General features: G+C 41.4%; 23 protein-coding genes and 2 tRNA genes. 9 read left to right on the forward strand and 16 right to left on the reverse strand.

All coding sequences use genetic code 11. The annotated features are described in order from the left end of the window. Positions 1–114: 114 nt before the first annotated feature. Positions 115–2,241 carry a polyribonucleotide nucleotidyltransferase gene (pnp, locus tag KQP79_RS23465; RefSeq protein WP_004311937.1) on the reverse strand — a complete coding sequence of 709 codons (2,127 nt, stop codon included), beginning with the start codon at positions 2,239–2,241 and terminating at the stop codon, positions 115–117. A gap of 196 nt (positions 2,242–2,437) precedes the next feature. Here pnp and KQP79_RS23470 point away from each other — a divergent pair, with 196 nt between their 5' ends. From KQP79_RS23470 to KQP79_RS23480, 3 genes are all read left to right on the forward strand, one after another. Then, positions 2,438–3,589, forward strand: coding sequence for a TlpA disulfide reductase family protein (locus tag KQP79_RS23470; RefSeq protein ID WP_004316642.1), 1,152 nt, complete (start codon positions 2,438–2,440; stop codon positions 3,587–3,589). Positions 3,590–3,770: 181 nt separating this feature from the next. Beyond that, a complete protein-coding gene (greA, locus tag KQP79_RS23475; protein ID WP_032811363.1) occupies positions 3,771–4,235 on the forward strand; it encodes a transcription elongation factor GreA in 465 nt (154 codons plus the stop codon). Between the two features lie 51 nt (positions 4,236–4,286). Then, entirely contained in the window at positions 4,287–4,679 is a 393-nt protein-coding gene (locus KQP79_RS23480; RefSeq protein ID WP_004311936.1) for an HIT family protein, read from the forward strand. Between the two features lie 52 nt (positions 4,680–4,731). Here KQP79_RS23480 and KQP79_RS23485 read toward each other — a convergent pair whose 3' ends face one another. Together KQP79_RS23485 and KQP79_RS23490 are read right to left on the reverse strand one after the other, a co-directional pair. After that, positions 4,732–5,631 carry a DMT family transporter gene (locus tag KQP79_RS23485; protein ID WP_004296266.1) on the reverse strand — a complete coding sequence of 300 codons (900 nt, stop codon included), beginning with the start codon at positions 5,629–5,631 and terminating at the stop codon, positions 4,732–4,734. Between the two features lie 3 nt (positions 5,632–5,634). Then, positions 5,635–6,885, reverse strand: a complete 1,251-nt coding sequence (locus KQP79_RS23490; RefSeq protein WP_004323288.1) for an MFS transporter — start codon at positions 6,883–6,885, stop codon at positions 5,635–5,637. A 661-nt stretch (positions 6,886–7,546) separates the two neighbouring features. On the opposite strand from KQP79_RS23490, the gene KQP79_RS23495 reads away from it, so the two are divergent. Further along, positions 7,547–8,989 carry a glutamate decarboxylase gene (locus tag KQP79_RS23495; protein WP_004311934.1) on the forward strand — a complete coding sequence of 481 codons (1,443 nt, stop codon included), beginning with the start codon at positions 7,547–7,549 and terminating at the stop codon, positions 8,987–8,989. An 8-nt stretch (positions 8,990–8,997) separates the two neighbouring features. Further along, on the forward strand, positions 8,998–9,963 hold the full coding sequence (gene glsA / locus KQP79_RS23500) for a glutaminase A (protein ID WP_008774599.1): 966 nt from the start codon (positions 8,998–9,000) through the stop codon (positions 9,961–9,963). A gap of 527 nt (positions 9,964–10,490) precedes the next feature. Here glsA and KQP79_RS23505 read toward each other — a convergent pair. Continuing rightward, positions 10,491–11,273, reverse strand: a complete 783-nt coding sequence (locus KQP79_RS23505) for a potassium channel family protein (RefSeq protein WP_008777638.1) — start codon at positions 11,271–11,273, stop codon at positions 10,491–10,493. A 216-nt stretch (positions 11,274–11,489) separates the two neighbouring features. Here KQP79_RS23505 and gadC point away from each other — a divergent pair, with 216 nt between their 5' ends. Beyond that, positions 11,490–13,217 (forward strand): putative glutamine/gamma-aminobutyrate antiporter GadC, encoded by a 1,728-nt coding sequence (gene gadC / locus KQP79_RS23510; protein WP_008777636.1) that lies wholly within the window; start codon positions 11,490–11,492, stop codon positions 13,215–13,217. 230 nt (positions 13,218–13,447) lie between these two features. Here the strand turns inward: gadC and KQP79_RS23515 are convergent, their stop codons facing one another. Continuing rightward, positions 13,448–14,716, reverse strand: a complete 1,269-nt coding sequence (locus KQP79_RS23515) for a sensor histidine kinase (protein ID WP_032849917.1) — start codon at positions 14,714–14,716, stop codon at positions 13,448–13,450. A gap of 199 nt (positions 14,717–14,915) precedes the next feature. Between KQP79_RS23515 and KQP79_RS23520 the strand changes: the two genes are divergently transcribed. The 3 genes from KQP79_RS23520 to KQP79_RS23530 all read left to right on the forward strand — a co-directional run bounded on the left by KQP79_RS23520 (position 14,916) and on the right by KQP79_RS23530 (position 16,820). Then, positions 14,916–14,988: transfer RNA gene (locus tag KQP79_RS23520), tRNA-Phe, on the forward strand. Between the two features lie 13 nt (positions 14,989–15,001). Further along, positions 15,002–15,074, forward strand: a tRNA-Pro gene (locus KQP79_RS23525). 108 nt (positions 15,075–15,182) lie between these two features. Further along, positions 15,183–16,820 carry an alpha-galactosidase D gene (locus KQP79_RS23530; RefSeq protein ID WP_264386571.1) on the forward strand — a complete coding sequence of 546 codons (1,638 nt, stop codon included), beginning with the start codon at positions 15,183–15,185 and terminating at the stop codon, positions 16,818–16,820. Positions 16,821–16,991: 171 nt separating this feature from the next. On the opposite strand, the gene KQP79_RS23535 is transcribed toward KQP79_RS23530, so the two are convergent. The 11 genes from KQP79_RS23535 to KQP79_RS23585 all read right to left on the reverse strand — a co-directional run bounded on the left by KQP79_RS23535 (position 16,992) and on the right by KQP79_RS23585 (position 26,019). Beyond that, the gene (locus KQP79_RS23535) at positions 16,992–17,795 is read right to left on the reverse strand and encodes a hypothetical protein (protein WP_032856236.1); all 804 of its coding nucleotides are present in this window, start codon (positions 17,793–17,795) and stop codon (positions 16,992–16,994) included. 16 nt (positions 17,796–17,811) lie between these two features. Next, on the reverse strand, positions 17,812–18,180 hold the full coding sequence (locus KQP79_RS23540; protein WP_234120945.1) for a GntR family transcriptional regulator: 369 nt from the start codon (positions 18,178–18,180) through the stop codon (positions 17,812–17,814). 11 nt (positions 18,181–18,191) lie between these two features. Further along, positions 18,192–19,019 (reverse strand): hypothetical protein, encoded by an 828-nt coding sequence (locus tag KQP79_RS23545; protein WP_004311928.1) that lies wholly within the window; start codon positions 19,017–19,019, stop codon positions 18,192–18,194. Positions 19,020–19,025: 6 nt separating this feature from the next. Next, complete coding sequence (locus KQP79_RS23550) at positions 19,026–19,871, reverse strand: ATP-binding cassette domain-containing protein (protein WP_022199472.1); 846 nt, start codon at positions 19,869–19,871, stop codon at positions 19,026–19,028. 172 nt (positions 19,872–20,043) lie between these two features. Further along, positions 20,044–21,510, reverse strand: a complete 1,467-nt coding sequence (locus tag KQP79_RS23555) for a tetratricopeptide repeat protein (RefSeq protein WP_004296283.1) — start codon at positions 21,508–21,510, stop codon at positions 20,044–20,046. A 21-nt stretch (positions 21,511–21,531) separates the two neighbouring features. Continuing rightward, positions 21,532–22,476, reverse strand: a complete 945-nt coding sequence (locus tag KQP79_RS23560; protein WP_004296284.1) for a PstS family phosphate ABC transporter substrate-binding protein — start codon at positions 22,474–22,476, stop codon at positions 21,532–21,534. A gap of 3 nt (positions 22,477–22,479) precedes the next feature. Continuing rightward, entirely contained in the window at positions 22,480–23,295 is an 816-nt protein-coding gene (locus tag KQP79_RS23565; protein ID WP_004311925.1) for an energy transducer TonB, read from the reverse strand. A gap of 26 nt (positions 23,296–23,321) precedes the next feature. Next, positions 23,322–23,975, reverse strand: a complete 654-nt coding sequence (locus KQP79_RS23570; protein ID WP_004296286.1) for an ExbD/TolR family protein — start codon at positions 23,973–23,975, stop codon at positions 23,322–23,324. 15 nt (positions 23,976–23,990) lie between these two features. Continuing rightward, positions 23,991–24,596, reverse strand: coding sequence for an ExbD/TolR family protein (locus KQP79_RS23575; protein WP_004311924.1), 606 nt, complete (start codon positions 24,594–24,596; stop codon positions 23,991–23,993). Positions 24,597–24,629: 33 nt separating this feature from the next. Continuing rightward, positions 24,630–25,427, reverse strand: coding sequence for a MotA/TolQ/ExbB proton channel family protein (locus tag KQP79_RS23580; protein WP_004311923.1), 798 nt, complete (start codon positions 25,425–25,427; stop codon positions 24,630–24,632). Between the two features lie 154 nt (positions 25,428–25,581). Further along, positions 25,582–26,019, reverse strand: a complete 438-nt coding sequence (locus tag KQP79_RS23585) for a hypothetical protein (protein WP_004327118.1) — start codon at positions 26,017–26,019, stop codon at positions 25,582–25,584. Positions 26,020–26,349 lie beyond the last annotated feature (330 nt).

The following is a 26,349-nucleotide window of genomic DNA, read 5'->3' on the forward strand; positions in this document are numbered from 1 at the left end:
CAAAAGATCGCAGCTTAAAGAAAGTGAACAGATTTGTATAGTGATGAACAAAAAAAGAGGTGCATCGTGCATTACGACACACCTCCTTCATTATATATAGAAGCTATCGCTTTCTTACTTCTTTTCCGGTCTTGGCAACAAAACCTTTCTTGAAAGTTTGAATTTGCCAGTTTTCGGATCGATATCAATCAGTTTTACCTCGATTTCATCACCTTCTTTGATTCCGGCTTCTTCTACTGTTTCCAGACGTTTCCAGTCAATTTCGGAGATGTGCAGCAAACCATCCTTGCCCGGCAAGAATTCGATAAATGCACCATAAGGCATAATAGAACGAACTTTACCTTTATAAACTTCGCCTACTTCAGGAACAGCAACGATTGCTTTAATCATGCGCATTGCATCATCAATACATTTCTTGTTTGTTCCGGAAACTTCGATGCGTCCCATACCATCAATTTCTTCGATAGTAATCACAGCACCAGTTTCTTCCTGCATACCTTGGATGATCTTTCCACCAGGGCCGATCACAGCACCGATGAATTCTTTAGGAATTGTCATCGTTTCGATACGTGGAGCATGTTCTTTCAGGTCGGCACGTGGTTCAGCAATTGTTTCAGTAATCTTATTAAGGATATGCATACGTCCTTCTTTAGCCTGGTTCAAAGCACGTTCCAGAATGTCATAAGACAGACCGTCTACCTTGATATCCATCTGTGTAGCAGTGATACCGTCTTTTGTTCCGGTCACCTTGAAGTCCATATCTCCCAAGTGGTCTTCGTCACCCAGGATATCAGACAATACAGCATATTTTTCTTCGCCCGGATTCTTAATCAATCCCATAGCGATACCCGATACCGGTTTCTTGATCTTCACACCTGCATCCATCAATGCCAATGTGCCGGCACATACGGTAGCCATAGAAGAAGAACCGTTAGATTCGAGGATATCTGAAACCACACGTACTACATACGGATAGTCAGCAGGAATCTGTCCTTTCAAAGCACGCCAAGCCAAGTGACCGTGACCGATTTCACGACGGCCTACACCACGTTGTGCTTTTGCTTCGCCTGTAGAGAAAGGAGGGAAGTTATAGTGTAACAAGAAACGTTCTTTTCCGTGTTCCAAAACATCGTCGATAATCTTCTCATCCAGTTTTGTACCCAGAGTAACAGAAGTCAATGACTGTGTTTCACCACGAGTAAAGATAGCAGATCCGTGAGGGCCAGGCAGAGGACCTACTTCACACCAGATCGGGCGGATTTCGGTAGTCTTACGACCATCCAGACGCTTACCTTCGTCAAGGATAGAACGGCGCATGGCCTCTTTTTCTACATCGTGGTAGTAACGATCGATCAATGCAGCCTTTTCGTCCAATTCTTCTTCAGAGAATTGAGCTTTGAATTCTTCGCGGATCGCTTCGAAAGCAGCAAAACGTTCGTGTTTGTTATTGTTTCCGGAAGCAGCAACTGCGTAAGCCTTGTCGTAACATGCTTCGCGAACAGCCTTGCGCAAGTCTTCGTCGTTTACTTCGTGGTTGTATTCACGTTTTACAGTTTTTCCAACCTCTTCAGTCAACTCCATCTGCGCTTTGCAATGAATCTTGATAGCTTCGTGAGCCACTTTCATTGCTTCCAGCAATTCAGCTTCAGATACTTCATGCATTTCACCTTCTACCATCATGATGTTCTCATAAGTAGCGGCTACCATCAAGTCCATGTCAGCTTTTTCCAGTTGTTCAAAAGTAGGATTGATAACGAACTGACCGTCGATACGTGCTACACGCACTTCAGAGATCGGTCCGTTGAAAGGAATATCTGAAACGGCAAGTGCTGCAGAAGCGGCAAGTCCTGCCAATGCATCCGGCATATCCACACCATCAGCAGAAAAGAGGATGATGTTCACATATACCTCTGCGTGATAATTATCGGGGAATAAAGGACGGAGAGCACGGTCTACAAGACGGCAAGTCAGAATCTCATAATCAGAAGCTCTACCTTCTCGCTTGGTGAAACCACCAGGGAAACGGCCGAATGCCGCAAATTTTTCTTTGTACTCTACCTGTAAAGGCATAAAATCTGTTCCGGGAACTGCATCTTTAGCGGCACAAACAGTAGCTAACAACATGGTGTTGCCCATGCGAAGCATTACAGAACCGTCTGCCTGTTTTGCCAACTTTCCCGTCTCGAGTGTGATGGTTCTTCCATCAGGTAACTCGATTGTCTTAACAATTGGGTTAATCATAAAAATTGTTTTATCTATACTTTTTCTTTCAAAATTCCTGCAAAGATATACATTTATCGTGGTAATCAGGTGGAAATGAGGTAAAAAGTTAGTGGTGAACTGATTTTTTTTCAAAATTAGGATGAAGAACCCGGCAAAATGCTTTGACTAATCTCGAAAAGAAGTATATTTGCATCTCGTTAATAACACACACTATATGAAAAAGGTTACTTTTGCAGCGCTCGCCGCACTTACTATTACTGCTTGTAGTTCCGGCCCTAAATTCCAGGTGAACGGGGATGTATCAGGAGCCGACGGTAAAATGCTTTATCTCGAAGCTTCCGGTCTGGAAGGTATTGTTCCGCTCGATTCAGTGAAGCTGAAGGGGGAAGGTACATTCAGTTTCAAGCAGCCTCGTCCCGAATCACCCGAATTTTATCGTTTGCGGATTGACGACAAAATCATCAATTTTTCTGTAGATTCTATCGAAACGATTCAGATCAAAGCTCCGTATGTGGATTTCTCCACTACTTACACGGTGGAAGGTTCGGAAAACAGCAACAAGATAAAAGAGCTGACGCTGAAGCAGATCCGCCTTCAAAAAGAGGTGGACGACTTGCTGGCAGCTTTACGCAGTAACAGAATGGGGCATGATGTATTTGAAGACAGTCTGGCAACGTTGCTCAACAATTACAAGGAAGATGTCAAAGTGAACTATATTTTCGCTGCTCCCAACACGGCAGCCGCTTACTTTGCCCTGTTCCAGAAACTCAATAATTACCTGATATTCGATCCGTTGAACAATAAAGATGATGTGAAATGTTTCGCTGCTGTCGCTACGAGCCTCAACAATGCGTTCCCTCATGCCGTACGTTCCAAGAACCTTTATAATATTGTAATTAAGGGGATGAAGAACACGCGCCAGCCACAGGCGAAAGCATTGGAAATTCCTCAAGAGAAAATAGTGGAAACCGGCATTATCGACATCGCCCTGCGTGACGTGAAAGGAAATGTGCGCAAACTGACCGACCTGAAAGGAAAAGTCGTATTGCTCGATTTCTCTGTATTCCAGTCGCCTGCCGGTTCTCCTCACAACCTGATGCTTCGCGAACTATATAATGAATACGCAAAACAAGGACTGGAAATATATCAGGTATCTCTCGATGCGGACGAACACTACTGGAAAACTGCGGCAGACAACCTTCCTTGGGTTTGTGTACGCGATGGAAACGGAGTGTATTCTACCAACGTAGCTGTATATAATGTTCGTCAAGTTCCATCTATCTTTTTGATTAACCGTAACAACGAATTAAAGCTTCGCGGCGAAGATATCAAGGATTTGGAAGCAGCTGTCAAGTCATTGCTCTAAGTTGTTATAATTTAGCATATTTCATTTAAATATGTTACATAGCATCTTTTTTCACTTGACACGTATCACTTAAAAGTCTATCTTTGCAAAGAAATAATGATAAGAGGGTTCCAACATGGCTCATGTTGGAATTCTTTTTTGTTTATATGACCATTTAAAACAATTAAAGGAGGAAAACATCATGGCTTATATGTCAGAAGAAGGTTACAAGAAACTGATGGCGGAACTGAAGGAACTGGAAACAGTGGAACGCCCGAAGATCTCTGCGGCAATAGCCGAAGCCAGAGATAAAGGAGACTTGTCGGAAAATGCAGAATACGATGCCGCCAAAGAGGCGCAGGGTATGCTTGAAATGCGCATCAACAAATTGAAAGCTACCATTGCAGACGCAAAAATCATTGATGAATCTAAGCTGAAAACAGATTCTGTACAGATTTTAAATAAAGTGGAACTGAAGAATGTAAAGAACGGTATGAAGATGACTTATACCATCGTTTCCGAAAGTGAAGCTAACCTGAAGGAAGGAAAAATTTCCGTTAACACCCCGATTGCACAAGGTCTGCTTGGCAAGAAGGTGGGTGATGTAGCCGAAATCACTGTTCCACAAGGTAAAATTGCACTGGAAGTAGTAAACATATCAATTTAACGTAAAGGCAGGTCTCCATGTGAGGCTTGCCTTAATTTATCAATAAAAGTTATGGCAACAATATTCAGTAGAATCATCGCAGGAGAAATCCCCTGCTACAAGGTGGCAGAAAACGAAAAGTTTTTTGCTTTTCTCGATATCAATCCATTGGTAAAGGGACATACATTGGTAGTGCCCAAACAGGAAGTAGACTATATTTTCGATTTGAGCGATGAAGACTTGGCTGCTATGCACGTGTTTGCAAAGCAAGTAGCCTGTGCCATTAAAAAAGCATTCCCTTGCCAAAAGGTAGGCGAAGCTGTTATCGGACTGGAAGTACCCCATGCACATATTCATTTAATTCCTATTCAAAAGGAATCGGATATGTTGTTTTCGAATCCGAAACTGAAATTGTCGGATGAAGAATTCAAGTCCATAGCGCAAGCAATCAACTCCTCTCTATAAAACATGATGATGAAATAATGAAAGGCATTCCGTGATGGAATGCCTTTTTTCTTTACTTTTCTTTACTTTCGGCCACTTCAACCAGGTAAACTCCAATACAGATAAAAATGATTGCAAATGTCTGCGTCCAGCTAAAACGGTCTTGTCCGAGAGCAAGGGAAGCAATGGTCGCCACAATCAGAATCAGATAACCGTAGATAGCGACGACCGTTGTCTTCAGATATTTCAAACCGACAGGCAGCAGCATATAACTGATAGTGGTCGGGAAAATCAATACGAACATCAGAATAAGGAAAGGCGTCCAATGGAACGGCATGGAGAATACCGGGGCATCAAATCCTGTAATAAACGTGACTATAATGGCAGACACGGCAGCACCGGAAAAGGTATATCGCAACATCGTTATCGCTCCAATGGCCGTGAGGATGCGCTGACTAAGAATCAGATAGACAGCATACACCACAGAACTTAGAAGACAAAGCATATTCCCCGTAAAAGCATCAGAGGCCAAATCATCGCTTTGCTGGGTTAGGATGCAAACCAACGCTCCTATCAGACCGATAGAAATTCCTATTATTTTTTTAGCGCCCGCCTTCTCCTTATAAAAGAATATCATGATAAGAAAAACCCAAATAGGCTGGAGACTGGTAAATATGGAACTGGAGACAGGAGTTGTTTTACTCAATCCGGCCAGATAGAGAAACATAAAGCCGTAAAGTCCCAAAGCCCCCAACAGAAAGAGGAGCCATTTATCTCTGGTTGACGATTTCTCCGGAGGCATAAACCACCCGATCACCCAAAAAGCAGCTGCTGCAAATGTGCAACGGAGCGTGGCTCCTGTCAATGGACTCATCCACAAAGGCAGAAGATACTTTAAGGCATTCATATTTAAACCGCTAAATACTTTCGAGACAGCCATGCTAAGATTGGCTTCCAGTTTCTTATTCTTCATTTTCTATTTTAATTGGTCGTTAAACAAAAAGGTATTACGGCGCCGATATGCCCAGAAAAGAGTAACAATAGTTATCAGAAGATTAAAGATAAAAGGAAACTCCTGTGATTGGGTATGGAATATCCACTGGAAAAAATCGACAATAAAGGGATAAAGCAAGATAGCCAGATAATTCATCATCATCACAAACGCCAAAGCCAATGTGGTCTTTTGCGGCAGTGCGGTCTGGGTGGTCTTATCATAAAGCATAGGTTGAATAATGCCATATCCCAAACCAACCAGGATACATCCGGGAATAATCAGCCATTCGATCGGAGCTATCCAGATTAACAACAATCCCAATGCCATAGACAGGAGGCTGTATGCTTTTGTACGTCCTTTCAGCAGGGCTACAATCTTGTCCAGGCAAAAACCCGGAGCGGTGATGGCCAGAAAGAAAAGCGAAATCATCAATCCGGAATTGCCACTGGAAAAGTGATGCTTTTCCATTAAGAAAGGTAGATTGAAGATCACCACTACCACGATATATGTTATCACGCCATAGAAGAGCATCAACTCTATCAGATGTTTGATGTGAATACCGTACTTGCTGCCTCCTATATCTATGGAAGTAGATTGTTCGGAGGATTCGTTGTCTTTTGTAGTATCTGCAGAAGAAGAAGGTGTAAAAGCGACTTCTCCCGTCCGGTCTTCTTTTAAATGTCCTACCAGCAGAATGGAAATCAATGGGAGGAGATAGACCAGGAAAGGCAGATGCCAGCTGACTTCTGCAAGATAGCCCGTTACGGCAGTTGCTATCACTAATGTGAAATTAGTAATAGCGGAGCTTAATCCGAACTGTTTCACCCGATAGGTTCCTACAAAGTATCTGGAAACCAACCCGGTAGATAAAGGGATAATCAGACCGGAACCGATACCGAGCAAAGCACTTACCACAATTAATTGCCACATTCGATTGGAAATCAGATACAAAATACCGCTCGCGGCAAAAAGCCAGAGTCCGACCTTTAATACACGGACATAATCGACTTTCTCTGTCAGTTTACCACCCAGCAATATAAAAGGAATAATGAGCAGTGATGGCAGCGAAGTCAACATCTGTATGTCCAGATCCGTAGCTTTTGGAAATATCTTCGTAAGATCACCCAATATAGGTGAAACAGCCAGTCCCGGCAATGAAGTCAATGCCGAAATAGACCAGATGGCAATTAAAGTAATAAGAGGAATTGTTCCCCGTCCCGTCTGTATCTTCATAATGCTTATTCGTTAAAAGTTTAGGTTTGAAGAAAACAATAGTTGCTTTATAAAGTTCAAATATGCACCGAAATGAGCCAAATGAACATTTATTGAAACGCAGATTAACGCAGATTTTCGCAGATTATTAGAAGGCTGCGCCATGTTTGAGAACTTTTTTATTCTTTACGAAAATCTGCGTTAATCTGCGTTTCAATACTTATTTGCTAAAATATCAATTGATTCATAACCGTGTGGGAATGAACTAATCTTAGTTCTTCTAAAATTTAATTGGTAATATGCGATGATTTAATATTCATCATACATAAATTTATTCGTCTGACAGTTGTTGAACTTTCGTCTGGCAGTTGTTTCTTTTTCGTCTGACAGTTGTCAGACGAAAGAATAACAGCTGTCAGACGAATAAAATTATGTATCATTAGCCATAAACCCATTAGGCATCAAAAATAAATCTGCACAAGCTCGAAATTAGTTCAAAACTAGTACGATCATAAGCTTTTCCGCTAAATCACAAAAGCTCCGCTTCAATAAGGGCGTCCTCCTCCTTAATAAACGCCAAATAATGTAAAACCGGGAAACTTTCAAACCTATCTGCTGTTGTTGTGGGAAATTCGACGGGGAAAATCCCCATCGCCCTAAACCTTTAAAAAAACAAATTAGTATGGAAGATTTAAATTTCAGAAAAGGTGATGCAAAAACCGATGTATTTGGTTCAGACAGAATGTTACAACCCTCTCCGGTAGAGAAAATACCTGATGGACCTACTACTCCTGAAGTCGCCTATCAAATGGTGAAAGATGAAACATTTGCTCAAACTCAGCCCCGTTTGAATCTGGCTACTTTCGTTACCACTTATATGGACGAATATGCAACCAAGCTGATGAATGAGGCCATCAACATCAACTACATTGATGAAACAGAATATCCGCGTATCGCTGTGATGAACGGTAAATGTATCAACATCGTTGCCAACTTGTGGAACTCTCCTGAAAAAGATACCTGGAAAACAGGTGCTTTGGCTATCGGTTCTTCAGAAGCATGTATGTTGGGTGGTGTAGCTGCCTGGTTGCGTTGGCGTAAGAAAAGACAAGCACAGGGCAAACCATTTGATAAACCAAACTTTGTTATTTCTACAGGTTTCCAGGTTGTTTGGGAAAAGTTTGCACAGTTGTGGCAGATTGAAATGCGTGAAGTGCCTTTGACGCTTGAAAAAACCACTCTTGACCCCGAAGAAGCTTTGAAAATGTGTGATGAAAACACCATCTGTATCGTACCGATTCAAGGTGTTACATGGACTGGACTGAATGATGATGTCGAAGCATTGGATAAAGCTCTGGATGCTTACAATGCCAAGACCGGTTATGACATTCCTATCCACGTAGATGCCGCCAGTGGTGGTTTCATCCTTCCGTTCCTGTATCCGGAAAAGAAATGGGACTTCCGTTTGAAATGGGTACTTTCTATCAGCGTATCCGGCCACAAGTTTGGTTTGGTATATCCGGGACTCGGATGGGTTTGTTGGAAAGGCAAAGAATATCTGCCCGAAGAAATGTCATTCAGCGTCAACTATCTGGGCGCCAACATTACACAGGTAGGTTTGAACTTCTCTCGTCCGGCCGCACAAATTCTGGGACAATATTATCAATTCATCCGCTTAGGATTCCAGGGTTACAAAGAAGTGCAGTACAACTCCCTGCAAATTGCCAAATATATCCATAGTGAAATAGCCAAGATGGTTCCGTTCGTTAACTACTCAGAAGATGTTGTGAACCCGCTATTCATCTGGTATCTGAAACCGGAATATGCAAAGAGCGCCAAATGGACTTTGTATGATTTGCAAGACAAACTATCTCAACATGGTTGGATGGTTCCTGCTTATACATTGCCTTCTAAACTGGAAGATTATGTAGTGATGCGTGTCGTTGTTCGTCAGGGATTCAGCCGTGACATGGCAGATATGCTTCTGGGCGACATCAACAATGCCATCGCCGAACTGGAAAAACTGGAATATCCAACTCCTACCCGTATGGCTCAAGAAAAGAATCTTCCGGTAGAAGCCAAGATGTTCAACCACGGTGGTCGTCGTAAAACCGTAAAAAAATAAAATGATCTATGGATAAAAAAGTAACACTCGCTCAATTGAAAGAAGTGGTACAGGAGGCATACGATCAGGTAAAGGCCAATACCGGCGGCAAGAATGCCGACTATATTCCTTATCTGGCAAATGTCAACAAGGATCTCTTTGGAATCAGTGTCTGCCTGCTCAACGGGCAGACCATCCATGTGGGAGATACTGACTATCGCTTCGGTATAGAATCCGTATCCAAAGTACATACGGCTATCCTGGCACTGCGTCAATACGGTGCTAAAGAGATTCTGGACAAGATTGGAGCCGACGCAACAGGCTTGCCCTTCAATTCAATCATCGCTATCTTGTTGGAGAACGATCATCCGTCTACCCCACTGGTAAATGCCGGAGCCATCTCCGCCTGTAGTATGGTACAACCTATCGGTGACTCTGCCAAGAAATGGGATGCCATCGTAGGAAATGTGACAGACCTATGCGGCAGTGCCCCGCAACTGATTGATGAATTGTACAAGTCGGAATCGGACACCAACTTCAACAACCGTTCTATCGCATGGCTACTGAAGAATTACAACCGGATTTATGATGACCCGGATCTGTCATTAGACCTTTACACCCGCCAGTGTTCATTGGGAGTTACTGCATTGCAGCTTTCCATCGCAGCCGGTACAATCGCCAACGGTGGTGTGAACCCTGTGACTAAAAAAGAAGTTTTTGATGCCGTCCTGGCTCCTAAAATCACTGCCATGATTGCCGCCGTAGGTTTCTACGAACATACCGGCGACTGGATGTACACTTCCGGTATTCCTGCTAAAACAGGTGTAGGTGGCGGTGTGATGGGCGTACTGCCCGGACAGTTCGGTATTGCCGCATTTGCTCCTCCCTTGGATGGTTCGGGCAACTCCGTGAAAGCGCAGTTAGCTATTCAATACATCATGAACAAGCTGGAATTGAATGTATTTAGCAACAACCATATCACCGTTGTTGACTAAAATTCTCTCAATCTCTTTTATAAGAAAGGTAAAGGTTACTATCTATTGATAGTAACCTTTTTCTATTCCCCTTACCCTCTTGATTTCCCGCCAATGTTTCAATACAAACGGCATCATTTTTCAAATGCTACAAATTGAACTTACCCCTGAACAACTCTAGTTATTAAAATGAGATAGCTGTTATTAACCCGGATAAGGTAAAGTTTGATTCATTCAATAACGGTTATAACAGCGTCGTGTCTTGTCTCTTCTCAACAAAGATAGAAAGTAATACCTCTTTTCCACCCCTTTTCCTTCGCCGCTTATAAAGAAAAGTAATTATAGTATTAAGAAAAGTAATTCATCTTTGGTTTTCAACACTTTACCGTCATCATCACTTCATCTGTTTTTTCATCTTATCCCAGAGTGTGTCAAAACGCAGATTAACGCAAATTACCGCAGATTATTCCAATTATATTGATATATTAATCAACGACTTATAAAATTATTTCTGCGATAATTTGCGTTAATCTGCGTTTTATTATTCATTATGACACACCTCCTTTCTGTACGGCTGCTTTTTCTGCCAATTCTTTTTTCTCGGAAGCCTTTTTCTCTAGTTCCTCCTCTTCGTAATATTGTTTTCTACGTTTGTTAGATTGCTGAATCAGATTTGTGATATAAACTGTAAAGATAGGGAACATCATCATACCCAGGGCAGCCAACAAAACGGAAAGTACACGTCCGGTCACCGTCTGCGCTATGATATTCGAACCGACGGTAGTGACATCCATAAAAGCCCACCACAAAGCATCTCCATAACCATTCACCAAGGGATTCACCCGATGCTCAAGCACAAAAAATGCCAGACTGGAAAAATAGACCGTTGCCAACAACATCGTCAGATAAGAGACAAACAAACTCGAAGCACGATTGTAGGTCAACCAGCCGACCACAATGGCAAGCGCATATCCTCCTCTCAATAAAGGTATGAAACGGAGAAGATAGGTGATCTCATCCGAAAATGTCCACCCATAATAGGCGATAATATTCTGATAAGGAATTGCCACCAATAAAAAGATAAAATGCGTCCGCAAATAACGTCCCTTATGTTTTGCCAGAAAGAACTCCAATACAAAATCAAAAAGAAACCAAAGACAGATACATAGCTGTACTTTCATATACGAAGACTGTGTATAGAAAGGAATTCCCTTAAAAGTATCTACCGAGATACTAATCACCAGGAATAGGGACATTACTAATATAATAATGTGAAGAATACCATAGATTCCCTTTTTCCCGGAAATAAAATCTGAAAGCGCTGATTTCATAACTACTTAGTTTATAATAAAATGATTCATTTATAATTTAGATTGCTTAAAAACAATTGGAGAAAGCGATTGTTTCGGAAGAAGTAAATCCGGGGTTACAATCTCCCATTTCGGGGATGTTAATTAACGAACTTTGAAAGAGATTGCGGAAACATCTCACGCAAAATGTTGTTATAACACTGACTTTAAAATATTTTTCACTTAAAACCTTAACTTATGGCGAATATTAAAAATGCAGTGAAGCTGGGTGTGTTTACCCTGGCTATCATGAATGTTACGGCAGTAGTATCCTTGCGTGGACTACCAGCCGAGGCCGTATATGGAATGAGTTCGGCCTTCTATTATCTTTTTGCAGCTATTGTCTTTCTAATCCCTACATCGCTCGTTGCAGCAGAGTTGGCGGCGATGTTTCAGGATAAGCAGGGTGGTGTGTTCCGGTGGGTAGGCGAAGCCTACGGCAAAAAACTGGGATTCCTCGCCATTTGGGTACAATGGATCGAAAGTACGATCTGGTATCCGACAGTGTTAACGTTTGGTGCCGTATCTATCGCTTTCATCGGAATGAATGACGTACATGACATGTCACTGGCAAACAATAAGTATTATACGCTCGTCGTAGTGCTTATCATCTACTGGCTGGCTACTTTCATTTCCCTGAAAGGTATGAGCTGGGTAGGTAAGGTTGCTAAAATCGGTGGTATGGTCGGTACAATTATCCCGGCTGCCCTGTTGATTATCTTGGGAATCATTTATCTGGCAAGCGGCGGACATTCCAATATGGATTTCAACAGCAGCTTCTTCCCCGACTTTACCAACTTTGATAATGTTGTTCTTGCTGCCAGTATCTTCTTGTTTTATGCCGGTATGGAAATGGGTGGTATCCACGTAAAAGACGTAGAGAACCCTTCCAAAAACTATCCGAAAGCCGTATTCATCGGTGCACTTATCACAGTGTTGATCTTCGTTTTGGGTACTTTTGCATTAGGTGTGATTATCCCTGCAAAAGATATCAACCTGACTCAAAGTCTACTCGTCGGCTTCGACAACTATTTCAGATATATTCATGCTTCCTGGTTGTCACCAATCATTGCTGTCGCTCTTGCATTTGGTGTACTGGCAGGTGTATTAACATGGGTTGCCGGTCCGTCAAAAGGTATATTTGCCGTAGGTAAAGCGGGGTATATGCCTCCGTTCTTCCAGAAAACAAACAAACTGGGTGTACAGAAGAATATCCTGTTCGTACAAGGTATCGCTGTAACTGTATTAAGTCTGTTGTTCGTCGTTATGCCGTCCGTACAGAGCTTCTATCAGATTCTGTCACAGCTGACAGTTATTCTTTATCTGATTATGTACTTGTTGATGTTCTCCGGAGCTATCGCATTGCGTTATAAGATGAAGAAACTCAACCGTCCGTTCCGTATCGGTAAGTCAGGTAACGGTTTGATGTGGTTTGTTGGCGGTCTTGGTTTCTGCGGATCATTGCTTGCCTTTATCCTCAGCTTCATCCCGCCCAGCCAGATCTCTACAGGTAGCAACACTGTTTGGTTCTCCGTACTGATTATCGGTGCCATTATCGTTGTTATTGCTCCGTTTATTATCTATGCTTCCAAGAAACCGTCTTGGGTAGATCCAAACTCCAATTTCGAACCGTTCCACTGGGAAGTTCAGGCTCAACCTACCACTGTCAATGTCAGTGCAAGTAACGCTAATGCTGCCCGTCCTACCGCAACTTCTGCACATACAGGAGGAGCAACCGGGGCAAGTACAGCTAAGCCTGGTGCAACCGTTTCTAATGCAGCAGCTCCTGATGCGGCATCCTCTGGTGCCACCGCTTCCGGTGCTACTCCACCAAGCAGCAGTTCTGCTACATCCGGCGGAAATTCTACTTCCGGCAAAGCATCTCCGGGAACCGGAGACAAAGATAAGGATGCACCTAAGTCGTAAAGACTAAGTGTTCATCCTGTTCACAAAAAGTAAGAGGCTATTCAAACAGCTTTGAACTTATAAAATTACCCTCACTACAGTGAAGTGCTCCCCTTTAGTCGGTTATAAAACCTTTGGGATGCACTTCACGGTTGTAGTGAGGGTAATTTATTTTAGAGATTTTTGCAGGCCCTCTTATTTAGAAGTATGCCAATCATCATTTAATAGATACAATACCTAGCGATTGGAGATTACTTTATTGCCTGTGACTTTATTAGTTCCGGTTTTATCACCCGTGGCAACACAAAGCTGAAAGTAGATCCCCGGTTAATTTCCGAATCAAGTTCAAGATTTCCACCCAGATTTTGGATGATCGTTTGCGAAAGAGTCAGTCCAAGTCCTGTCCCCTGCATTTCACGATCAAGTTTTATGAAACGTGAGAATATTTTTTTCTGTTCCTCTTTCGGTATGCCAATGCCTGTATCGGACACAACAAAGCAAACCTCTTCCGTTCCTTTCAGGCTGCAACCCAAACGAATTTCACCCGATTCGGTGAATTTCATTGCATTATGTAACAGGTTAGACAATACCTGAATGATACGTTCCCGTTCCGAATACATCATTATAGGTTGTATGTGTGCCTCACAAACCAATTCCACCGACGAGTTATTCAATTTCGTCTTAAAAATTCCCTCCAACTCTCTTAGCAAATCATTGGCATCAAACTCCGTATAAACAAAATCTACTGTTCCCGATTCTATTTGAGAAAGATCGAAAATATCATTCACCAGGCGCAACAAGCGTTCATTATTCTCTGCAATAACATCAGCATACATTTTTCGTTCCTCTTCACTGGAAGCCGATACCATCAAACCGGAAAATCCGACAATTGCATTTAGCGGTGTACGTACCTCGTGACTCATATTAGCAATAAAGGCAGATTTCAATTTATCAGCAGAAATGGAATGTTCTCTTTCAATAGACAGCAGCCTTTGCACATTTTTCAGCTCCGTCACATCATAAACAGTCAACACCATATAATCTTCACCATGAATATTCAAATAAGTACCCGATACCGATACATCGCAAAGGGTCACCTTCGTTTCATCCTCACTTAATAGCTTCATGGAAGCTTCCAGATTTTTAAAACTTGCTTTCTTGTAAAAAGCTTTTCCGATAGACGCACGGATACAACATAGTTTGCATTGTTCATGCTGACCACATTCACCGGCTGCAATCGCATTTCTACAATGCAGCAAATCCCCGACTCTTTTGGTAACTCCACCTACCTGAATCGGAAGACGGTTTAAAGAATAATAATTGGTGTCACAAACCACAAAATCCTTGTCAATCAATAAGAAGTAAGCATTGATGTTCTGCAAAACCAGAGCCAACTTTTTAAGTTCATTCTCTTTGTTTTCCTTCGAATGCACCTCTTTCTGGAGTGACTGGCACTTTGCCCACATATAGATGAAGGCAGCTAACAAAACTATTATAACAATAATCGCCAGTGATGACATAGTAATAGAGTGTTTATATTGTTTTGATCGTTTCAGTGCGTAAATTTATAAAATATGTCGCATAAATAGCTGTTTATCTACATATTTATTCTAACAAAAATGCATTTATATTTCCACGAGTCAGAAATTGGTAAAAATTTCCCTTTAAGTTATTGCGGTATTAAAAAATATACTTATCTTTGCACCCGCAAACGAGAAAGGTGCCATAGCTCAGTTGGTAGAGCAAAGGACTGAAAATCCTTGTGTCCCCGGTTCGATTCCTGGTGGCACCACTTCTTAAGCAATCGGAATGTAGCGCAGTTGGTAGCGCACTACGTTCGGGACGTAGGGGTCGGGCGTTCGAGTCGCCTCATTCCGACAAAATAAAGGGTAGCTTTCTGGAGTACAGTAAGTTGCCCCTTTATTTCTATTCAGTCACTTGAACAAATTCAGGACGGATATGTAATAAAACACAACCTATTATATCATGAAAAACAGGATTTATCTCTTTACAGTAGCAGTAGCTTCTTTTATGTGCATCAGCTGCACAAAAACTCAAACTACCCTTTCCGAGAATGAAAAGACAGTCAATCCTCCCATCATGGGATGGAGTTCATGGAATGCATTTCGCGTAGACATCAGCGAAGACATCATCAAGCATCAAGCCGACCTGATGGTGAAAAAAGGTCTGAAAGATGCCGGATATCATTATGTCAATGTTGATGACGGCTATTTCGGAAAGCGCGATGACAACGGAATTATGCATACCCACGAACAACGTTTCCCGAATGGGATGAAACCAATTGCGGATTACGTTCACGGCCTGAGAATGAAAGCCGGTCTCTATACCGATGCGGGCAACAGTACATGTGGCTCCATGTGGGACAATGATGCAGCAGGCGTAGAAGCTGGTATCTATGGACACGAACCGCAAGACGCCCAATTATACTTTGGCGACTGGGGTTTCGACTTTATCAAAATTGATTACTGCGGAGGAGATGCGCTGGGACTTAATGAAAAGGAGCGCTACACTTCCATCCGGAACAGTATAGACAAAGTAAACAAAGATGTTTCCATCAATATTTGCCGATGGGCCTTCCCGGGCACTTGGGCTAAAGATGCAGCAACTTCCTGGCGTATCAGTGGAGATATTAATGCACATTGGGGATCATTAAGATATGTAGTCGGAAAGAATCTCTACCTGTCGGCTTATGCCGGAAACGGACATTATAATGACATGGATATGATGGTCATCGGATTCCGCAACGACAGTAAAGTAGGTGGACAAGGTCTTACCCCGACAGAAGAAGAAGCTCATTTCGGTTTGTGGTGTATCATGAGCTCTCCTTTGCTTATCGGATGCAATCTGGAAAACATGCCGGATTCTTCGCTCGAACTGCTGACAAATAAAGAACTGATCTCCCTCAACCAAGATCCGCTGGGCTTACAGGCTTATGTAGCTCAACATGAAAATGAAGGTTATGTACTCGTAAAAGATATTGAACAGAAACGTGGGAATGTACGTGCAGTAGCTCTTTACAATCCTTCCGATACCATCTGTAGTTTTTCCGTGCCGTTCTCTTCACTGGAATTTGGAGGAAACGTAAAAGTACGTGATCTGGTAAAACATAGCGATTTAGGAAACTTCTCCGGTACCTTCGAACAAACGCTTCCTGCACACAGTGCCATGTTCCTCCGCATAGAAGGCGAAACACGTCTGGAACCGACCCTCTACGAAGCGGAATGGGCTTACCTACCTCTTTTCAATGACCTTGGCAAAAATCCTAAAGGTATTATTTATGCCCATGATAAGGAAGCCTCCGGCAAAATGAAAGTAGGTTTCCTTGGCGGACAACCTGAAAACTATGCCGAATGGCGGGAAGTATATAGCGAAAATGGCGGACGCTATGATATGACCATCCATTATTTATATGGCAAAGGACGACAAATAGAACTGGACGTAAACGGTATCATTACCAAAATCGACTCTTTGGGAAAGGATAACGGTCATAACCAAATCACAGTTCCCGTTGAATTAAAAGCCGGATACAACACTATTCGCATGGGTAATAGTTATAACTGGGCACCGGACATCGACTGCTTCACTCTGACAAAAGCATTGTAATTTGCCGATATAACCCTCCATATTAAAAGGAGCAAACGGAATAAAGATGCCCCCTAAAAGTTTTTCACCTCACTTTTAGGAGGCACTTTAAAAGCCATTATTGCTCCTTTTTAGTTTAGATTCTGTCTAGTAAAATCGTGCAATATTTCATATCTTTATACCTATTTCGCTTTATTCCGGTGTTATCGTAATTGCCGCTTTCTCTCTTACATTTACCTGCAAACGTGCATCTCCTGTCAGAGGTGTCCAAACCACCCGCTTGCATTCTCCTTTTTGCAGATTATTAGAATGACGGTCACTGCCACTTAAATATTCCGTTCCTACTTCCGTATTCTCAAATGTCCATTTCCACACACCGTCCAAATTCAAATAGAAATTTTCAATTATACTATTTCTTGCACGAAACTCCAGTCTATTCCCTTGAATATCAAGCGAATGAATTTGGCAAGAATCGAGTAGTATGTTATAGCGACCACGGACAAATAATGAATCCGTATCAATCCCCTTCAAATTCAGTTTCAAACCGTCTGTATCGGTAATTATACCAGCCAGCGAGTCCACAGCTAATTTCACGTCAAAACCTGTCGAATAAATAAAGCCTCTGTTATGGTACTTATCAGAAATATTCTTTGAGCTAAAGTCTAGCTTCATGAACAAAGTATCATTCTTTTGTATAACATTCAAGTATTTCCCCTTAGGATACGAAATTTGTTCCTTCCCTACCGAAGTAAAAATGGATTCTATTTTCATTTCTCCATTTACAAACACATGTCTCTCTTCTGGCACTCCGTCCTGACTGACAAACACCTTTACAACATGTACACCATTCAAATCCATTGTCACTTGTTCATCGCCTCCAAAATTTACATCTTCCCGATACGGCTTCCCCGACATAGATATGAAAATAATTGTTGCTACAATTACCATCAATCCCGAAACGAGGAGGCCTATAAATATATAAGTAGTACGTTTCATAATATTCGTCTTTATTCTATTTTTGCTTTTTTATAAACTCATGATACATTGTCTCTATCTCTTTTATCGGTATATCAAGCGTATACAACTGACGAAAGAAATAGTCAAGTTCTTCCTTTAGAAAGGTATCCTTACGGAGAGAATGAATCAGTTCTTTCGCTCCCAAAGCTACAAAATACCCAATGCCACGTTTATTATAAATAATATTCTGCACCTGAAGATAATCAAAGGAACGCATCACCGTATTAGCATTCACCTCCACAATAGCAGCATACTCTCTGACAGAAGGGATTCGCTCCTCTTCCGGATATTGTCCCAGCAATATCTCACCACAGATTCTATCTGCAATCTGTAAATAAATAGCTTTACTTTCTTTAAAATTCATAGGTTAAGGTATTACATTCGATTAATAATTTCAGACTCCTTAAAACGGAAATAGGCCAGTGTCCAATTCAGCAACGTAAAAAGAATGCCGGCAACAATTATGATCCATAGAACAGTATCTTTTGACTCGAAAATACCTCCCGAATAATATCGGCCGTTTTCCAACAGCATTTTGCTTACCAAAGCACCGACCAAGAAATATATTATACCAATAATGGTTCCCGCCGCAAATGTTTTCAGGAAAGAGTTCTTTGGCCAAATAGAGCTACCCAGTACAAATAAAGATTGAACAAAAAAATAGCCTGACATCAGTGCTCCAAATTCCAACCCGCTGTTGCACAAAGTATAATATTTCTCATCTCCAAACACATGCGACAAAGCAACAGGGGCAATGAAGTCTTTTTCCGGATAGGCCAAAGAATAGATAATCAACCGTGTATAGTCCGCCAACTTATAAGAAATCAGGAAAACAACCAGATACACCACTGTGAACACAAACCATCGGGAGAAGAATTTCTCGAAAGGAGTTGCCGGAACCATCAGCATGGAAGTGCGGCTCGTTTTCGTTTTCATCCTTTCCATTGTAAACGAAGCACTCAAACAGCCGAAGCCCCATAATCCCCATATAAAAACAACCAAAAGAAATACCCACGCCGGATCTTCGGCATAGACATGATTGGAAGTACCTCTATACTCAAAATATCCATTCCAAACCATTACCACTGCCATCACTCCATACATCAACACCATACGAAGCACATTCGATTTCCAATTCTCCACCATCTCCTTACGGCAAAGATTCATAAAACGAGGCAAACTGAAAAAAGTATCTTTTATCATCGTCTTTTATTTTTGAGTGTGAAACAATCGGGCTATCTCTTCAGGAGTAGCCAGTGTAGCATTAAAAAGAAGTTCCAGGTTTAGTTCCGACTCGTCCTGCTTTTCATTAGGAAGGATCAGGTAGTTACCCTGAATAGTAGGAATTGCAAAAAGCGCACTTTTGGCCAATTCCCGATCATCACTCTCCACAAAGAAAAGTTTGTCGCAAATATTACTTGTCGATTCATCGAGCAACACACGACTGTCATCCATAATCAACACATGATCGAGCACTTTGTCGATGTCACGAACCTGATGCGTGGAAATCACAATCGTCTTATCATCCGACATACCCGATGCTATAAACTTACGGAACTGACTTTTGCCGGGAATGTCCAGTCCGTTAGTCGGCTCGTCCATCAACAAAAGAGAAGTGTTTGTAGCAAGCGCAAAGCTCATAAATACTTTCTTTTTCTGTCCCATAGAAAGTGATCCAAGATCAATATCTATATCCATCTCAAAATAATGGAGATATTTAATCATCTCTTCCTTGCTGAAACGGGGATAAAAAGGACCGTTCAACTCCACATAGCTGACCAGAGAGACTGAAGGCAATTCAAACTCTTCGGGAACTAAAAACATATCCTGTAAAGTAACCGGTAACCTACGGCGCACATCTGTATCATGAAACATCACTTTACCGTTTTCAGGAGTCAATAACCCGGACATCAGATAGAGAAGAGTAGATTTTCCCGCACCATTCTTTCCCAACAGTCCATATACCCTGCCGGATTCAAACGAAAGCGAAAAATCACGTAGTACCGCACGCTTCGATTTACGATAAGTAAATGAAAGATTTTCTACTGTAATCATAGTATCTTTGTTTAATGAATAATGATCTTTTAGTGTATTAGTGTAATAGTACACCACAAATGTAGACAATCTTTTGAATATTCCAATAGAAAAGGAGAAAAAAGTGCAAAAAAAGGAGGAGCTAAGATCACTCTCCACTCCTCCTGTCACGACAAACAACTAAAATTATTCACTATTTGATGCCGTCCAATGCCCTTTTAGCAGTAGCATTAGCGGGGTCTATAGCCAGAATTTTACTCCAGTATTCTATGGATTTATCTTTGTTAGCCTTTGCTTCGGCTTTCAATGCCGGATTTTCGATAGCTAACAAATAGTAATATCCAAGATAACTGTAGCATTCAACCAAAGCTGAATTGTAATGAGGATCGTTTTTGCTTTCCAATAAAGCGGCCACTTCCTCATAGAAAGGTTTCGCAAGTCCTTGAGTTGTTTCAGGGTCAAGTGCAGAATTGGCACGTGCTCTCCAGAAGTTACCCAAATAGCTGTCCGGCGCTGCTTCCGCAATTGCATGGAAAGTAGAATCGGCGGACATTAACGCCTGCTTACGTTCTTCAACAGTGATTGCTAATGAATCAGGTTGCGTACCAGCACCGTAATAAAGTCTACCAAACTGGAACTGTAAGTCCGGAGTCTGTTTTTCCTTATCAAGAGATGCATAATATTTCTGGTAAGCACTGATTGCTTTTTTATAATCGTTCTTCTGTTCGTAAGCAGAAGAGATATTTTTAAATAAATCCGTCTTCGTCGGATCCATCTTTACCGCTTTCTCATATTGTACTACTGCATCATCATATTTTTTCAGACTCTCCAACAGATGTCCATAATACATATAATCCAAATACGAATAATCGGCTTTATCACATTCCTTGAAGAAGACATCGGCAGCCTTCAACGCTTCATCAAAACGTTTCAGGTCAGTATAATTATACATTGCCAAACGATTGAACGCAGCATGACGGGCATTCTTTTGCAATCCCATATTAGCTACTTCGAGTGATTTATCAAAATCATGGTTCAAAAATAAAGCAAAAGCATACTTCACCAAATCTTCTTCCGTAGCAGTAGGTCCCATTGCAAAATTCGCATAAGCTTCTACTGCCTTATTAAAATCATTTTTTAAATAGTAAATTTCGGCTAATTTTTTATCTACAGCTGTGTTGGACGGTTCCAAGTCCTTCAATTGGTTCAGCTTCTCAATGGCAAGACTTGCATTGGCTGATTTATAAATATCTGCATATTTCAGATAAGCTTCCGTACATTTCGGATCGAAATAAATTGCCTCCTCATACTTTTGAGAAGCAAGACCCGCATTTTTCTGTTTTACGGCAATATTTCCTTCCAATACAGAAGCAAGAGCCGATTTGCCATTCGCTTTTCTGGCAAGAGCTGCATACTCCTGCGCTTCGGGAATCTTGTCAGCATTCAGATATGCGTCTCCAATAGCCACCAACAATTCCACATTTTTCTTATTTTTTCCTTTAATCAGATGTTCAGCTTCTTCAGCAGCCTGTGCCGGATTCGTCTGAATAGTTTCTTTCAATTTCGCAACCCCAGCCTGCCATTCGGCGTCAGATGATTGCGCATAGAGCGACCCTACTGCTATAAACGCTCCAGCTAAAAACATTTGTACTCTTTTCATTATAGTCTCTAATTTTAGTTATTATTCGTCTTTCACGTGGACAATACGCACCGGCTGAGTAGCCGGAACAAGTCCGGATTTTAATATAATCCTCTGCCCTTTATCGGATGTCATAAAAGAAGCAAATCCCCAAGGCAGCCCACTGCGAGGATCATTCAGCAATGCATAAATAGATCGTGCCAACGGATAGTTACCATAGAACAGGTAAGCCTGATAAGGTTTATAACTGTTAGCAGGAGTTGCCACATCCTCTGCACTCACTGACATCACTCTGATCTCTTCGCGAAAAGAAAGATTGGTTGTATCACTGCGGTTCCCCAACCAGTTTACTCCAACAACTCCCATAGCGTCGGGATTATTCGCTACATAATCTATCACCTGCTGGTTGGTTTTCAAGGCACTGACGTTACCTTCAGCCAACTCTTTTCCACCACAGATTGAGTCCATTGCAAAACGTACGGTACTGGAGTTCTTATTATCGAACACCACCTGAATCCCTTTCAAACGGGAATTCGGATTAACCTCTTTCCAGTTTTTCACCTCACCGGTAAGGATGCGGCGGAAATCACGTACACTCAACAAAGAATCCGGATTAGCACGATTCACAATCAATGCCAGACCGTCCGTAGCCAATTTTATCTCGCGAGGAAAAAACTTACGGCTGTGGAATGAATTCATTTCTTCCTTAGTCAGTGTCCGGGTTGCAATAGCCAACCGGACACTGTCTTTCAGAAGTAAATTTATCGCTTCCACTTCAGTTGTGTAGCGAGGGACAATCCCGGCCAAAGGGTACAGGCTCTCAAACACCTCTATCTCTTCTTGTATGATAGGTTCGAAACTCTCATCCGCTGCGATAGATACCACACCGGAAGAATAAGTATCCGTCGGTCCTTTTGATTTTGAGTTACAAGCACTCAAGACCACCAACGCTACGAGTCCTATCAGCCTAAATTGTCTCTTCATCATCTTTTATTGTAATCTAAACATTACCGGAACGGTGAACTTCACACGTACCGCTTTTCCATTCTGCTTACCAGGGAGCCATTTCGGCATGCTTTTTACCACACGAACAGCTTCCTTATCCAGATAAGGGTCTACACCACGAGCCACATGTACGTCAGAAATAGAACCATCACGTTCAACAACGAACTGTATGATAACGCGACCTTGTGTTCCATTCTCCTGTGCAATAGTCGGATATTTGATATTCTTACCCAGGTAAGCCATCAATTCAGTCTGTCCACCAGGGAAAGTCGGCATTTGTTCTACCATATCGAAAACCTTTTCCGGTTCCGGTGCAGCCTGTGTTACCACCTGCTTAAGGTCTGCGATATCTTTACCATTAGCCTCGTCATTACCTTTTACGTCGGCAATAGAGATGGATACTTTGGTAGCATTCAAATCTTCCTGGCTCTTGATTTCATTGTCTTCATGCACTTCTTCATCTTTCTTGATGACAGGAGCTGTAAACTTGATAGAACTCTTCAATGCAGGGGGAGGAGGTGCAACCGGTTCTACGCGTTTCATCTCTTCCTGTTTGATTTCAGGTTCTTCCAATTTTGACAGAGTAGTTACTTCTGTCATCACTTCTTTCTGCTCCGGAGTTGCCAACTTAAGCAGTGTAGGGATACTAAATCCAACCGCTGCTATGACCACTACAATCAACATAGCGACATTATGTCGTTTTGTTGAATTGGCACGCATTCTATATGCGCCGTATGCTTGGTTTTTGCCTTCAAAAATCAGTTGACACCATTCCGAAGAAGCTAAATCTAATTTTGCCATTTTACTTTTCTTTTTTAGGTGTTACATCAATTATCGGCCAAGTTTTGTGACAATTCACCTTTCGCATCATAATTCTTAATCAAGAATTCATCAGCTTCAGCAATATCTGTTATCACATATTTACCAATATTACATATCTGCATTTCGTCCAGCGCGTCAATCAGATTCATATAAGAAGCATCATCGGTAGCTTTGATAATCACGGTCGGTGTATCCTTTCCGCTCTTTATCTCAGAAACCTGCTTCTTAAATTCGTCATCCGTGATCTTAAGATCAAGTTTTTGCTGCTTCAATTCTCTTACTTTATTGACAGCAACAGCATTCTTCTGAAGAAGTACGGCACGCAGTCCATCTGCACCGTAGCTAGTTTCTTTCAACGAGGTATAATCCTTATAGTTAGGTTCTCCCTCGTAATAATAGAGTTTGTTATCAGCTCCCAGCAATAATGTGATTGCTTGTGAAGCCTTCACCATACTCTTTTGGTTTTCAGTTATATCTTTGTCATTACTCGGCATGCTTATCTCCATCGTCTGAGGTTTGCTCAGTGTGGTACAAAGCATAAAGAAAGTAATCAGCAACATGTTCATGTCCACCATCGGTGTAAAGTCCACCCGGACAGTCATTTTCTTTTGCTTGCTCTTTCCTCTTTTTCCGCCGCTCTCTTGTACTTCAGCACTCATTGTATTTCCTCCTTTTTAATTTTCAGATTCTGCCTTGAGAGAAGTAATCAGATTGTACCGATTTTCCCGCAAATCCTGAAGTGAGTTCATAACGTTCTTTATCACTGAGTATGGAGTTGTAGCGTCTGCCTTGATAGCAATACGTAGATCAGCGTTAGCGGCACGTGCATTACGTACCCACGATTTAAACTGATTGTCAACACTATCGCATGGAATACCTTCATTCTTTAAGATCTTATCCCGTTGATCTTCCGGGAGATCAAGATATTTCTGCATACTTCTGATAGGTACTCCAAAAGTAGAAGACAAGATAAATCTCTTCTCCTGTTCCGGAGTAAACTTAATGCCATACTCTTCACCCATGCTCTCCAATACAGCCTGCATATCCTGCTGCTTGTCGAGGCTCATAAATATTTTTCCTTCCGGATCAACCAGAATCTGGAGTACATTCGTCTCCGGAATCTTGATTTCCGATACGGAAGCCGGAGTGGTAACTTGTACTGGTTCTTTCTTCACAAATGTTGAAGTCAACATAAAGAAAGTCAGAAGCAATACAGTAACGTCACTCATAGCTGTCATATCTATGAACGTACTTTTCTTTTTAATTTGCGCTCTACCCATGATTAATAATAGATTTTATAAGGGTTCGCAGAATTAGTGAGTAGCAGCAAAAGTTTGCACGATAGAGAATCCGACTTCGTCGAGTCCGTAAGTCAATTTATCGATTTTGTTAGTGTAATAGTTGTAAGAAATAACAGCCAATGCACCAGTCAAGATACCGAAAGCAGTATTAATCAAAGCTTCAGAGATACCTTGTGACAAAGCCATAGAGTCAGCACCACCACCAGCAGACAAAGCAGCAAATGAACGGATCATACCGATTACAGTACCAAGCAATCCCATCAATGTACCCAAAGTAGTGATAGTAGCGATGATCGGAAGATTTTGTTGCATCATAGGCATTTCCAAAGCAGTAGCTTCTTCAAGTTCTTTCTGGATAGCCAACAGCTTCTGTTCTTTAGGAAGAGCTGTGTTCTTTTCCATTTCTTCATACTTACGCAAAGTAGAAGTTACTACGTTAGCAACAGAACCACGTTGTTTGTCACAGATTTCCTGTGCTTTCTTCATGTCACCTGCAGCTAAAGCGTCTTTGATGTTAGCTACAAACTTAGACAATGAACCTTTACCGAAAGCAGAACGAAGAGCAAAATAACGCTCGATGCTCAAAGCAAGTACGGTTAACAACAATGTCTGGATAATAGGTACGATGATACCACCTTTGTAAATAGTACCCAACATGTTCAACGGGTGATTGTTAGGGTCATTGTTCATAAAGTTGGACGGGTTACCTAATAAGAATTGAAAGATACATACAGCTATTACTAAACAGCAGATGATTACGATACCGGCATTCTTTATACCTACAACTTGAGTTTTTTTAGTAGTTTCCATAATAAGTTTTTTTGTTAAGAAATTAATTTTAGTTATTTAGGAAGTAAATTTTTCAATTAGACACACTGCGCTACAGACCCTGCAACTTTTAATAGGTAAAGTCACACGGTTTCATACAGAGTACGAAAAAAAACGAATAAAAATGGAGAAAAGACTAAATAAGGATGCGTCTTAAAGCGAACACGTAGTAGTCGCTACACGTAATGGAGTAATGTGGATCCTTATCGGAATAAAATGATTTACTTTGATCCAATACTAAAGAGTTTTCTCTTAACACGAGAAACTTTTGCATAACGTCTTTCAAGGAGTCATTGATTTCAATGATTCTCCGCAGACGATAATTATTAGAGTTTGATTCTGTTACGAGTTTAAGTCCTAATTCTACGTCAGAAACAGACAAAGAACGGACGCTATCATAGCTAACAGACTGCCCATCCACAGAAGAGCGTTGATTGCTGTCAGAAGATAATTCTGATAATTGACAAGGTGAGTCACTAAAAATACAAGTAGAGAAATTCATAGCATTTCCGCTTACGCTAAAAGATAGCATCAGCAGAAGAAAAGCTAATATGAATTTCGGGGAAAGTTTCATTGTATTTTTAGTTGTTTAATCAATTACAATAGATTCGGCCACAAATGTAGCAATTAATTGTATATGTTTATCGTCGTTCACATCATTTAAACATTTAAGTTTAACTCTTTTATAAAAACAAGCTACAATATGTTTTGTTCGATGAGTTTGCGACTTAATATGTTAAAAAAACATTTCCTCTGAATATCCAGAGTTTTAAGAAATTAAAAATCCCCTCCAATATTTCTACTGAAGGGGACTTTTCTTAAAAACGGCGGCTACCTACTCTCCCACTGTTACGCAGTACCATCGGCGTGACGAGGCTTAACTTCTCTGTTCGGAATGGGAAGA

It is taken from the genome of Bacteroides sp. DH3716P (assembly GCF_025914115.1).
Lineage (GTDB): Bacteria > Bacteroidota > Bacteroidia > Bacteroidales > Bacteroidaceae > Bacteroides > Bacteroides ovatus.